Origin of the sequence: Nocardia sp. NBC_00881, from assembly GCF_045207455.1 — a bacterium.
GTDB lineage: Bacteria > Actinomycetota > Actinomycetes > Mycobacteriales > Mycobacteriaceae > Nocardia.
In genome coordinates, this window is sequence record NZ_CP108798.1 from 3,317,883 (window position 1) to 3,330,243 (window position 12,361).

12 protein-coding genes, 1 tRNA gene and 1 pseudogene are annotated in these 12,361 nt (G+C 66.3%); 4 read left to right on the top strand and 10 right to left on the bottom strand.

The window, feature by feature from the left end:
* Positions 1-6: 6 nt before the first annotated feature.
* Complete coding sequence (gene fabG, locus OH799_RS13535) at positions 7-768, bottom strand: 3-oxoacyl-ACP reductase FabG (protein ID WP_406280149.1); 762 nt, start codon at positions 766-768, stop codon at positions 7-9.
* A gap of 215 nt (positions 769-983) precedes the next feature.
* On the opposite strand from fabG, the pseudogene OH799_RS13540 reads away from it, so the two are divergent.
* Positions 984-1,349: pseudogene (locus OH799_RS13540) on the top strand (porphobilinogen synthase); the annotation flags it as partial.
* Positions 1,350-1,427: 78 nt separating this feature from the next.
* Here the strand turns inward: OH799_RS13540 and OH799_RS13545 are convergent.
* Together OH799_RS13545 and OH799_RS13550 are read right to left on the bottom strand one after the other, a co-directional pair.
* A complete protein-coding gene (locus OH799_RS13545) occupies positions 1,428-1,847 on the bottom strand; it encodes a hypothetical protein (RefSeq protein ID WP_406280152.1) in 420 nt (139 codons plus the stop codon).
* A gap of 2 nt (positions 1,848-1,849) precedes the next feature.
* Positions 1,850-2,377, bottom strand: a complete 528-nt coding sequence (locus tag OH799_RS13550) for a DUF2231 domain-containing protein (protein ID WP_406280155.1) — start codon at positions 2,375-2,377, stop codon at positions 1,850-1,852.
* Positions 2,378-2,945: 568 nt separating this feature from the next.
* Here OH799_RS13550 and OH799_RS13555 point away from each other — a divergent pair.
* Both OH799_RS13555 and OH799_RS13560 read left to right on the top strand, forming a co-directional pair.
* Positions 2,946-3,134 carry an SDR family NAD(P)-dependent oxidoreductase gene (locus OH799_RS13555; protein WP_406280157.1) on the top strand — a complete coding sequence of 63 codons (189 nt, stop codon included), beginning with the start codon at positions 2,946-2,948 and terminating at the stop codon, positions 3,132-3,134.
* 42 nt (positions 3,135-3,176) lie between these two features.
* A complete protein-coding gene (locus OH799_RS13560) occupies positions 3,177-3,578 on the top strand; it encodes a DUF302 domain-containing protein (RefSeq protein WP_406280159.1) in 402 nt (133 codons plus the stop codon).
* 106 nt (positions 3,579-3,684) lie between these two features.
* Here OH799_RS13560 and OH799_RS13565 read toward each other — a convergent pair.
* Together OH799_RS13565 and OH799_RS13570 are read right to left on the bottom strand one after the other, a co-directional pair.
* Positions 3,685-3,760: transfer RNA gene (locus OH799_RS13565), tRNA-Gly, on the bottom strand.
* A gap of 83 nt (positions 3,761-3,843) precedes the next feature.
* On the bottom strand, positions 3,844-5,055 hold the full coding sequence (locus OH799_RS13570) for an MFS transporter (protein ID WP_406280161.1): 1,212 nt from the start codon (positions 5,053-5,055) through the stop codon (positions 3,844-3,846).
* A gap of 93 nt (positions 5,056-5,148) precedes the next feature.
* On the opposite strand from OH799_RS13570, the gene OH799_RS13575 reads away from it, so the two are divergent.
* Positions 5,149-5,478: an ArsR/SmtB family transcription factor gene (locus tag OH799_RS13575; protein WP_406280163.1), complete on the top strand. Its 330-nt coding sequence runs from the start codon at positions 5,149-5,151 to the stop codon at positions 5,476-5,478.
* A 28-nt stretch (positions 5,479-5,506) separates the two neighbouring features.
* Here OH799_RS13575 and OH799_RS13580 read toward each other — a convergent pair whose 3' ends face one another.
* From OH799_RS13580 to OH799_RS13600, 5 genes are all read right to left on the bottom strand, one after another.
* Positions 5,507-5,923 carry a hypothetical protein gene (locus OH799_RS13580; RefSeq protein ID WP_406280165.1) on the bottom strand — a complete coding sequence of 139 codons (417 nt, stop codon included), beginning with the start codon at positions 5,921-5,923 and terminating at the stop codon, positions 5,507-5,509.
* A gap of 177 nt (positions 5,924-6,100) precedes the next feature.
* Complete coding sequence (locus tag OH799_RS13585; RefSeq protein WP_406282071.1) at positions 6,101-7,441, bottom strand: M16 family metallopeptidase; 1,341 nt, start codon at positions 7,439-7,441, stop codon at positions 6,101-6,103.
* A 38-nt stretch (positions 7,442-7,479) separates the two neighbouring features.
* Complete coding sequence (locus OH799_RS13590; protein ID WP_406280167.1) at positions 7,480-9,756, bottom strand: polyribonucleotide nucleotidyltransferase; 2,277 nt, start codon at positions 9,754-9,756, stop codon at positions 7,480-7,482.
* 646 nt (positions 9,757-10,402) lie between these two features.
* Positions 10,403-10,672 carry a 30S ribosomal protein S15 gene (rpsO, locus tag OH799_RS13595; RefSeq protein ID WP_327119649.1) on the bottom strand — a complete coding sequence of 90 codons (270 nt, stop codon included), beginning with the start codon at positions 10,670-10,672 and terminating at the stop codon, positions 10,403-10,405.
* Between the two features lie 271 nt (positions 10,673-10,943).
* Positions 10,944-11,915: a bifunctional riboflavin kinase/FAD synthetase gene (locus OH799_RS13600; RefSeq protein ID WP_406280170.1), complete on the bottom strand. Its 972-nt coding sequence runs from the start codon at positions 11,913-11,915 to the stop codon at positions 10,944-10,946.
* Positions 11,916-12,361 lie beyond the last annotated feature (446 nt).

Consider the following 12,361-nt stretch of genomic DNA (forward strand, 5'->3'; position numbering starts at 1 on the left):
CCTTCCTCAGTTCGTCGGCCCACCGGCGACATAGAGCACCTGCCCGGAGACGAACCCGGCGTCCTCGCTGACGAAGAACGACACGGCGTTCGCGACGTCCTCCGGTTTGCCGGAGCGGCCCACCGGAATCTGCGCCACCAGAGCATCGCGGAACTCCTCGAACGGCACACCCATCCGTTCGGCAGTCGCGGCGGTCATATCGGTCTCGATGAATCCGGGCGCGATCGCGTTCACAGTCACCCCGAACTTGCCCAGCTCGATCGCGAGCGTTTTGGTGAACCCCTGTAGGCCCGCCTTGGCCGCGGCATAGTTTGCCTGGCCGCGGTTGCCGAGCGCCGAAGTACTGGACAGGTTGACGATCCGCCCCCACTTGGCCTCTGTCATGTACTTCTGCGCGGCACGGCTCATCAGAAATGAACCCCGCAGATGCACGTTCATGACGGAGTCCCAGTCGGCGACTGTCATCTTGAACAGCAGGTTGTCCCGGAGGATGCCGGCGTTGTTCACCAGTACAGTCGGTGCGCCCAGTTCGGTGGCGATCCGCTCCACAGCGGTCGTCACGGCCTGTTCGTCGGAGACGTCGGCACCGACCGCGATCGCCTTTCCACCGGCCGATTCGATCTCGCCCACAATGTATTCGCATGTCGATTCGTCCAGATCCACGACGCCGACGGCGAATCCGTCCCTCGCCAAACGCCGGGCGGACGCGGCACCGATGCCGCGGGCGGCGCCGGTGACGATGGCGGTGCGGGTTATTGCTGTGCTCATAACTCTTCTCTCCTGTTGTGTCGAGACCACGGACGGTTCAGGTTCAGGCATGTCATTCCTTCCACACCCTCGACCCGGTAGGGCGTGTTCGCGCCTGACAAGGACACAAAACCTGATTTCGACGTCGAGTTCATATCACATCGGACCGGCACTGCGGCAGGGAGACGGTAATCGCAGAAGCAGTGATCAGCGCGAAACGTTCATGGCGCACTCCACCCTTCCGCACAGCCGTCGAATCCTGGTTGGTCGGCACCAGAGCCACCCATCAACAGGACCCGGCCAACCTCAGCGAGGCGCTGCGCGAGGTGTGGCTGGACATCGAGGAAGGCGCCGATCTGGCCATGGTCAAACCGTCCGGACTCTACCTCGACGTGGTGCGCAGCGTAGCCGACACGGTGGATGTGCCGGTAGCGGCCTATCAGATGTCGGGCGAGTACGCCGCGATCGAGGCCGCTGCGCAGCAGGGGACGCTACAACGGGAGCGGGCCATCGAGGAGAGTTCGACCGCGATCCGCCGGGCGGGTGCGCGGATCGTCATCACCTATTGGGCCACCGAGGTCTCGCAGCGACTGCATGGGTAGCTGCCGAGGAGCAGAAGTGGTGTCACGACGACACCGAGACCGGCACCGTGGCGGCGCGCCCGGCAAGGGTGACTGCGCTCAGCTGCCGACACCCGCCGAGGCCAGAAGGACGAGTAGGACTGTGATGACGGCAAGGAGTCCATGGCCGACGACGACGGCCACTGGGAAATGTTGTTCGGGCCGTTCGCTGCCGACAATGTCGTTCGTGGTGCGATTTTGATAGGTCGGCAACCACCGGGCCAGCATGAGAAAGCCCAGCAGGGCGACGGGAACCAGCAACGCGAATGCGATCCAGGCGAGCGTGCGGTTGTCGGTGGGGAGATAGACGATCCAAATGATCAGCCCGATCGCGGCCAATGCGAAGTGGCCGAAGATCAGTGCGGGTGGGAAATGACTGGCGTCTTTTCTCCGCAGGCCACCCTTGGCGATCCAGGTACCCAACAGGAAAGCGCCACCCGACGCGGTCAGCACCCAGGTGACGAGAGCGGCGATATCCATGATCAATGCTCCTCCGATGTTTTTCGGTAGCCCTCGGCCTGCGTCCGTTCGTCGGCAACGCGGACGCCGTAGTGGTAGGCAAGCTTTCCACCGAGATATCCGGATATCACCAGCACTGCGAGGCAGGTTATGGACAACGCGATCGGCCCTATCGGGACCGGACCCGTCGGACCATTGCCGACGCGGCGCCACAGGAAATTCACGACATAGGCGAGGGTGACAGCGAGATTCAGGGTCATGTGCACCAGGGCGGTGCGATACGTTGCGGTCCCGGTCGGGATAGCGAGCAAATCCAGGAACCCGACGGTCGCGGCGGCCAAGGCGCCCACGACGCCGAGGCCGATCAGCCAGAGCGAGCCCTTCGCCAGGAAATCCGGGTCATCGACGAAGCGGCTGGCGATATCGAATACCAGGCTGGACACCCACGCACCAATCGGCACGGTGACCATGATCGGATGGAACGGGTGCCCGTAGGGACCCGCCAGCGCCGCGCTGACCGGACGTTTCGCGTGCTGCAAGTCGGCCTGCATTCGGTCTCCCTTCAGACTCGACTACGGGCAGGAGTTCCGCTGTACTCCCGGCGGGATACGGTGAAAGCCGTACTACACCTGCGGCCCAGCCTCGGGTCGAGATTCGAAAAGCCCACCGAACCGCTCGCCTCGATCAGGCTCGGAATCAGCGCAGCCGCGCCGCAGACGTTCCGCGGTGGATGATCACATCATCATCGGCATGCCGGGAAACATTCGATTCAACCAGTCACGTGCCATCGCCATCATCTGATCCAACATCATCATCGTGCTCATCTCCTCTCGCTCGAGACTCAACAGAACGGATACCCACGAAGCCGCATTCAAACGGCGGGACGGCTCACCCGCCCGGCCCCTGCCAACTCGAGCCTCGACGTCACCGCCGATACCGCTCTTGCAGTCACAACGAGCGTTCGATCAGTGTCAGCTCGATGGCTACAACAGAAGTCCGTTCGGTTTCGATGTAGCAGTCGGTGGATATCCCGGCGAGCATGGCGACCTCTCCGGCTCCGGCCTGTCGCAAGCGGAATGGCGTCCAACCGGAAAACCCATTTCCGAAGGGACCGAGACCATGAGCACCCGTGTAGCCATTGTGACCGGCGGATCGCGGGGCATCGGACGCCGCAGCGCCGAGCGGCTGGCCGCCGACGGCATGGCGGTCGTCATCGCCTACACGGCCAACACCGCCGAGGCCGAATCCGCGGTCATGGACGTCACCACAGCAGGCGGCCAAGCCGTCGCGGTCCGGCCACGAGCATGACGTCACGCCACACCACCGAACCAACAGAAAGCAGACCGCACCATGAACCTGGCCCTATCGACCACACTCCACACCAGCTTCGACGACGCCGTCGAACGAACCCGTGCAGCACTGTCCGACCAGGGATTCGGCGTGCTCACCGACATCGACATGAAATCGACGTTGAAGACCAAACTCGGCGCGGACATGGAGGACTATCGCATCCTCGGCGCCTGCGACCCATCATTGGCCCACCGCGCGGTCGGCGTGAACCGTCAGATCGGGCTGCTGCTGCCCTGCAATGTGATCGTCCGGCGCGACACCGCGACCGACAACACCATCATCATCGAAGCGATGAATCCCGAACTGATGGTCCAGGTCACCAACGAGCCCGCACTCGAGCCCGTCGCCAGCGAGGCCACCACCAAACTCCGCACAGCAATCGAATCCCTCCGCGACCGCTGACTGACTTGATCGGCCAGAACCGTCGGGCCGATGGCAGAGACTAGGGCGCCGCCAAGTCCGCTGACACGCTGGATGCCAATTCAGCAGCTCTGACCAGGTCTCTTCGTGGAGCGGATGACGGGATTCGAACCCGCGACCCTCACCTTGGCAAGGTGATGCGCTACCAGCTGCGCTACATCCGCATTCGCATCGCGGTTTTGTCCGGGGTGCGACACAAAACATTAGCGGACACCCGGGGGCAAATGCCAATCGCCGCTCATGCCGTCTACCGGGCCGCCGCTCGGTTGCGGCGCACGCCGAGCCCGGCCGCGAACAGGCAGGCTAGGGCTACGATACCGATGAACCACGGGAAGACAGTGCTCAGGCCCCAGGTCGTGGCCGCCCAGCCGGCCAGGATGGTGGGCAACGCCATGGCCGAGTAGGCCAGGAGGTAGTACGCCGACATCGTTTCGCCCCGCTTGTGTTGTGGCACAACTTCCGACAAGTGGCGTAGCGAACCGCCGAAACCGAGTCCGAAGGGCCCTCCGAGCGCGACACCCGCGCCGAGGACCACGATCCAGTTGTGTGTGGCCAGCGCCGGCACCGTCAGCAGCAGCGCCAGCGCCATGCCGGTGTCGCCGATGATCGCGGCCCAGCGTGCGGGCACCCCGGTCGCGAACAGCTGAGCGGTGGCGGCGGAGAGCGCGGTCGAGGCGACCACGGCTCCGCCGAAGACCAGGTTGTGGATGCCGGTCTGCTGGGTAGCCAGCGAGGGGTACAACGACAGCAGCACACCGAGCACCGACCAGGCGGCCATTACCCCGACCGCCGAGAACCAGAAGTCGCCGCGAATCTCCTGCGGCACCGCCGGTTTCGCAATCCGGATACGAACGGCCACCCGCGCCGAGTGCGGTTCGCGCAGGGCGAGCACGCCGACGCCGATCGCCAGGCAGACGACGGTGATCACGATGTAGGGCGTGCGCAGCGGATGTGGAGCGTACTGCGCGAGCAGCGCCGAGCCCAGAATCGCCACGGCCATGCCCACGTTGAACGCGACGCCGCTGAGCTGCCCGGACCGCGCGCCGCGATGCGGGCGCAGATCCAGCAGCGCGGCGGCGCCCGCGACCACGGTGGAGCCGACCGCGACGCCGTGCAGCGCACGCGCGAGCAGCAGCAGCAAGACGCTGTCGGCCAGCATGAATACCACCAGCCCCGCCACCATGGTGGCGAAAGCGCCGAGCAGCACCGGCTTTCGACCGACCACGTCGGAAAGGCGTCCGGAGACGAGCACCGCGCCCAGCGCGGCGACCGCGTAGACGGCGAACACGATGGTCGTCGTGAGCGGCGAGAGGTGCCACTGCTTCTCGTAGATGCCATACAGCGGCGCGGGCACGCCCGATACGCCGAGTGCCACACCGGTCGCGGCCAGCACCAAGGAGTAAGCCCAACGTTGCGCGGTCTGCTCGTCGGCGGCGGCCACCGTCATTGTCGCTGCCATCGAAACTCCGATCAGGTAAGTTTGATAACGGTCGAACCGCAATCGACCATACATCCAGTACGATGGTCATCAAACCTGGGAGTGAGCTGGATCATGGCGAACACTGACGAGGCAGCACCCGGCGCGCCGCCGGTGGCCTCGCTACCCACGGTGCTCGGCGCGCTCCAGGATCCGGTGCGTCTGGAGATGGTACGGCGGCTCAGCAACGCGGGAACGGCCGTCCGCTGCGGAGCGCTCTATGAGGTGATCAACAAATCGACCGCCACCCACCACTTCAAGATCCTGCGCGAGGCCGGTGTCATCGAGCGCCTGGTCATCGACGGCCAGACCTGTCAGCGCCTACGCACCGAGGACCTCGAATCCGCCCTGCCCGGGCTGATTCGCACGATCATCGATGCCGCCAATCGGGCCCAGCGCGAGTGATACGGTCGCCTTCGCCGCGGAACCGCGCTCAGCAGCTGTCGAACCGCCACTGCCCGTCGATGAACGTCCAGGTCCGCGGCTTCGGATCGTCCTCACCGGAGCGGGCGTCGAAGTTCTTGATCGTGACTGTCCCCGTCGATCCCGACGTGGTGACGCTGACCTCCGACGGCTTGTTGTTCAGGTCCCTGCCGTCGTAGAGCTGCGCCATGGACGCCGCGTAGTCGTCCTCGTTCAGCGTGAGCTTGCAGCGGGCGGAGCGGAACTGATAGGCGGCCGCGTAATCGTGGCTCGCCAGCGCGGCCGCCATCTTCGAGGCTTCGTCGCGCAGCGCGGCGGAAGTCGGCCCGCCGGTGGTGCCCCCGTTCGCACCGCCGCACGCGGACAGCATGAGGATCGGCATCGACCCCGCGCACAGCGAGCGAAGGGCACGGTTCGTTCGATTCATCTCGACTCCTAGCCACAGATTGCCGGAACGGTACCTGGACAACCGAGTTCAGCACTACACCGACGCGGATGCCGGCCCCCGGTCGGCCGAAACCGTATCGCAGCGACGAATTCTCCACCAAGCCGGACACGAAGATCCGGGATCAAGCGACGTGATCACACCGCGGCAGTACCGGGATCAGCTGGGCACCAGCCGCCGAACGGTCGCGGGCAGATCGCGAATGCGCTTGTACGGCCCCGCGACCGACGCGGCGAAGGGCCGGGCCAGCAGCGTGCGCGCGATGGCGGACACTTCTTCGGTCGTGACGGCGTCGATGCGCGAAAGGGTTTCGGAGACGCTGCGATGGTTGCCGTAGCTGAGTTCGCTGCGCCCGAGCCGATTCATCCGTGAGGCGGAGTCCTCCAGGCCGAGCACGAGACCGCCGCGCAGCGAGCCCTTGGCTCGCGCGCACTCGGCGTCGCTGATACCGTTGGCCGCCACCTCCTCCAGCACATCACGCGCCAGCGTCGCCACCTGGCCGAGGTTCTCCGGCTGGCAGCCGATGTAGACCGAGAACGCACCGGTATCGGCGAACGTGTCGACGCTCGAATACACCGAGTAGGCAAGTCCGCGTTCTTCCCGGATGCGTTGGAACAGACGGGAACTCAGCCCCCCACCGACTACCGCGTTGAGCACCGACAACGGCCAGCGCCGGTCCCCCTCGTGCCGTCCGAAGGCGCGCACACCGAAGGCCAGGTGCGCCTGCTCGCTGTCGCGGTGGCTCCAGTGCAGCTGCGGCGCGCCGTGCGGGCGGAACCGTCCCTCCCGCCGTGGCGCGGGCGTCGCCGAAAGGTCGAGCCGATTCTCGAAAGCACGGTGCACCAACTCCACCGTGTGGTCGTGCTCGACATTGCCCGCGACCGCGACCACCATCCGGTCCGGCCGGTAGCGCCGCAGGTGGAACGACCGCAGCTGCGCGGCCCGCATGGATTCGATGGATTCGATGGAGCCGATCACCGGGCGCCCGATCGGGTGATCGCCGAACAGCGCGGTGAGGAACGCGTCGCCGACCAAGTCCTCTGGGTCGTCGTCGCGCATGGCGATCTCCTCGAGCACCACCTGACGTTCGACGTCGACGTCCGCGGACCGGCACAGGCCATTCAGCACCACGTCGGACACCATGTCGACAGCCAAGGGCAAGTCCTCGTCGAGCACGTGCGCGTAGTAGCACGTCTGCTCCTTGGCGGTGAACGCGTTGAGTTCACCACCGACCGCGTCCATCGCCTCGGCGATGTCCAGCGCCGACCGCGTGGGCGTCGCCTTGAACAGCAGGTGCTCCAGGAAATGCGCGGCGCCCGCGACCGTCGGGCCTTCGTCGCGCGAACCGACCCCTACCCAGACGCCGATCGAGGCCGAGCGCACCCCAGGCAGATACTCGGTGACCACGCGCAATCCGCCGGGCAGCACGGTACGCCGCACTCCGGTGTCGCTCTCCACCCGCAGCTCCAGTGACGAACCCCCCCGCCCGGTGTTGAGCAGAGGGGTTGCCGTCTTCTTCTTCGTCACAGAGACAAGTACTACTCGGTCCCGGCCGCGCCCGCATCGGCCGCGTCGTCGGCTGGCTCTTCAGCGTTCTCGTCGACCGGCACCAGGGAGATCTTGCCCCGGTTGTCGATGTCGGCGATCTCCACGCGCAGCTTGTCCCCGACGTTCACCACGTCCTCGACCTTGGCGACACGTTTGCCGTTGCCCAGCTTGGAGATGTGCACCAGACCGTCGCGGCCCGGCAGCAGCGAGACGAACGCACCGAAGGCGGTGGTCTTGACGACCGTGCCGAGGAAGCGCTCGCCGACCTTCGGCAGCTGCGGGTTGGCGATGGCGTTGATCGCGTCGATCGCGGCCTGCGCCGACGGGCCGTCGGTCGCGCCGACGAAGACGGTGCCATCATCCTCGATGGAGATATTGGCGCCGGTTTCCTCGGTGATCTGGTTGATCACCTTGCCCTTGGGGCCGATCACCTCGCCGATCTTGTCGACCGGGATCTTGATCGCGGTGACGCGCGGCGCGTACGGGCTCATCTCGTCCGGGGTGGTGATGGCCTCGGCCATCACGTCCAGGATGGTGGTGCGCGCGTCGTGCGCCTGGCTCAGCGCTCCCGCCAGCACCTGCGAGGGGATGCCGTCCAGCTTGGTGTCCAGCTGCAGCGCGGTGACGAACTCGCGGGTGCCCGCGACCTTGAAGTCCATGTCACCGAAGGCATCCTCGGCGCCGAGGATGTCGGTCAGCGCGACGTAGCGGACCTCGTCCTCACCCTTGTCGTTGGTGATGGTATCCGACACCAGGCCCATCGCGATGCCGGCGACCGGCGCCTTCAGCGGCACACCGGCGTTCAGCAGCGACAGTGTGGAGGCACACACCGAGCCCATCGAGGTGGAGCCGTTGGAACTCAGCGCCTCCGAGACCTGCCGGATGGCGTACGGGAACTCCTCCTGGCTGGGCAGCACCGGGATCAGCGCACGCTCGGCCAGCGCGCCGTGACCGATCTCGCGGCGTTTGGGCGAACCGACTCGGCCGGTCTCACCGGTGGAGAACGGCGGGAAGTTGTAGTGGTGCATGTAGCGCTTGCTGGTCTCCGGGCCGAGCGAGTCGACCTGCTGGGCCATCTTCACCATGTCCAGGGTGGTGACACCCATGATCTGCGTCTCGCCCCGCTCGAACAGCGCCGAGCCGTGGGCGCGCGGTACGACCGCGACCTCGGCGGACAGCGCACGGATGTCGGCGAGCCCACGGCCGTCGATGCGGAAGCCGTCGGACAGGATGCGCTGACGCACCAACTTTTTCGTGACGGAGCGGAACGCGGCGCCCAGCTCCTTCTCGCGACCGGCGAAGTCGTCGCCGAGCCGGTCGAGCACGGCGAGCTTGATCTCGTCGATCTTCTCCTCGCGTTCCTGCTTGCCCGCGATACCCAGCGCCTCGCTCAGCTCCCGCTTGGCGGTGCCTTCGACGGCCTCGTACACGTCCTGGCCGTACGGCGGGAACAGCGGGAACTCTTCGGTCGGTTTCGACGCCAGCTCGGCGAGGTCCTGCTGCGCGCGACACAGGCGGGCGATGAACGGCTTGGCGGCTTCGAGGCCCTGGGCGACGACGGCCTCGGTCGGCGCCTGCGCACCACCCTCGACCAGCTCGATCACCTTGTCGGTGGCCTCGGCCTCGACCATCATGATGGCGACGTCACCGGACTCGACCACGCGGCCCGCGACCACCATGTCGAACACGGCGCCCTCGAGCTGCTCGACGGTCGGGAACGCCACCCATTCGCCCTCGATCAACGCGACACGTACACCGCCGACCGGGCCGGAGAACGGCAGACCGGCGATCTGGGTCGACGCGGACGCGGCGTTGATCGCCACCACGTCGTAGAGGTCGTTCGGGTCCAGGCTCAGCACGGTGACCACGACCTGGATCTCGTTGCGCAGGCCGTCGACGAACGACGGGCGCAGCGGACGATCGATCAGGCGGCAGGTCAGGATGGCGTCGGTGGAGGGACGGCCTTCGCGGCGGAAGAAGGAACCGGGGATGCGGCCCGCGGCGTACATCCGCTCCTCCACATCGACCGTCAGCGGGAAGAAGTCGAACTGGTCTTTGGGATGCTTGCCCGCGGTGGTAGCCGACAGCAGCATGGTCTCGTCGTCCAGGTAGGCGACGACCGAACCGGCGGCCTGCCGCGCCAGACGTCCGGTCTCGAACCGGACGGTGCGGGTGCCGAAGCTGCCGTTGTCGATCAGTGCGACGGATTCGAATACGCCGGGCTCGACCTCGATGGCCGATGTCTTGCGTTCAGTTGTTTCGGTCATTCTCTTCTCTCAACCTCTCGTCTTCGCCGGCTCGAGCGCGTTGTGGGCGCGATCCGGCTGTCGTCAGCCGTACCGGGTACGGGCGCGCGGCAACCCTCCTGGCTGCGACGCGCACACCCGGCCGAATCCCCTTGGACACGGCGACGCGGAGGCGGTCATCGATCGAAGCCCGACGGCGCGAATTCGCTGCCGAAAGGCCACTACCGAAGACCGACGCCACGCGGCGGGTGCATACGGCTGTGCATGTTGTAGTGCGACGGGGCAAATCCACCCCTGATACACGAGTAGCCAACGAGGCGATTGTACGTCTCCCCGTCGGCCGAGCTATCGACCGCATCGGACACACCACGTATCGAGCAGTCGATTACCACCAGTCACCTATTTGTGACGAAGGCGCAAGCGGCGGTCACGTCAGCGGCCAGTCACCACACAGCGGCGAACACTCGGCGCCACGCGTTACCCACAAACTCACCCGCACCGGACCTCGCTTTCGTGAGCGAAGCGAGACCGAGCATTCCCCGTTCGCGGCCCCGCTCGCATCCGAGCGGGGCCGACGCGTCCGCGACGAAGTCGCCAGCGTCGGCCGCTCGGACGCGAACTCCAAGGGGCCGCGAACACGCTGCGGCCGAACGAATACAGCCGAAAATTACCGCCGCAGACCGAGACGCTCGATCAGCGAACGGTAGCGGTGGATGTCGTTGTCCTGCAGGTACTTCGACAGCCGCTTGCGACGACCGATCAGCGCCATCAGACCGTGGCGGGTGTGGTGGTCGTGCTTGTGCTTCTTCAGGTGCTCGGTAATGTCGGCGATCCGCTTGGACAGCAGCGCGATCTGCGCCTCCGGCGAACCGGTGTCCTTCTCGTGCAGGCCGTACTCGGCGAGAATCGCCGACTTCTGCTCGGTGGTCAGCGCCATGCGGCATCCACTCCTATTTCTCAGTTCCGCGCTCGGAGATCCGGTGACCCGGTGCGGGCGCCGCCGCGGACCGCAGCAAACCCGAGGATCCACCTTACCGGACCCGGCTGTTCCCGCAGAAATCGCGGGCGGTGCCGGCCAGCGGGCGCACCGCGAAGCTCACCCCCGAACTGGATCTACGAGAAGTACCCCACCGCGGGGCGCGGGTCATACATCACGCGCGCCAGGCAGCTCGACGATGATCTGCTCGATTTCATGAAGTTCCTGACGCTCAGCGGTCGTCGACGGCGGCCAGGATCTTGCGTGCGGTCTCCACGTCGCGGCCCATCGTTTCGATGAGCTCGTCGATCGAGTCGAACTTGCGCTGGCCGCGGACGTGCTCGACGAAATCGACCGCGACGTGCTGGCCGTAGAGGTCCGCCTCGCCGTCGAGCACGTACGCCTCGACCGTGCGGGCGCGGCCGGAGAAGGTCGGGTTGGTACCCACCGAGATGGCGGCCATGGCCCGCTCGCCGGGGGTGACGGTGCCGATGGTGGGGCCGGGGCCGAGCACGGTGAACCAGCCCGCGTACACGCCGTCGGCCGGGATCGCCGCGTGCATCGGAGGAGCGACGTTCGCGGTCGGGAAACCGAGCTGACGGCCGCGGCCGTCGCCGTGCACCACGACGCCCTCGACCCGATGCGGACGGCCGAGCGCCTCGGCCGCTGCCGCCATATCGCCCGCGTCGACGCAGGCACGGATGTAGGTGGAGGAGAAGGTCACCGCATGTTCGCCGAGCAGCGTGACACCATCGACCTCGAACCCGAAGCGCTGACCGAGTTCTCGCATGGTCGCGACCGTGCCCGCGGCCTTCTTGCCGAAGGTGAAGTTGTCACCGACCACGACCTCGACCACGTGTAGCCGCTCGACCAGCAGATCGTGCACGTAGCGGGCAGGAGGCAGCTTCATGAAATCCTGGGTGAAGGGCATCACACAGAACACGTCGACGCCCAGTTCCTCGGCCAGCTCGGCCCTGCGGGTCAGGGTGGTCAGCTGCGCGGGGTGCGAGCCAGGGCGGACCACTTCCATCGGGTGCGGGTCGAAGGTCATCAGCACCGCGGGGACGCCACGCGCGGCGGCGGATTTGACGGCCCGGCTGATCAGCTGCGCGTGACCGCGGTGCACACCGTCGAACACACCGATCGTGAGGACGCAGCGCCCCCAGTCTGCGGGCACTTCGTCGAGACTTCGCCATCTCTGCACAGTGCGCAGCCTACGCAAATCAGGTTGCGAACAGTATTCGGCATGCTGATGTCGCGCGACGATTCCGGTGTCGTGGGTCCGTGGTCGATCCAGGTTCAGCCGCGCGAGCGACGGCCGCACGAAGAGTGCATCCGCCGACATGCCGGATACGAAGGGGCTGTGGAGAGAGATCGGGCCGGCACACCGGAGCCGGTTGTTCGCGCGATTACGGGCGGACCTCGTGGTGACGGCGAAGCCGCGTTCGCCGAACTCGCTCGGCTCCGGGAGAAGGCGGACACCGCATGTCTGCCGGAAGGGTTGTGGACTGCTATGCCACAACGTCGCAGTTCCCGACACCGACGGCCCCGCGACTACTCCGCCGAGACAACCGATGTGGGAATTCTCGATGCCCAACGGGGAAACGAGGAGGGCCGATTCGCGAATAGCCAACGCATGCGGAAATTTCC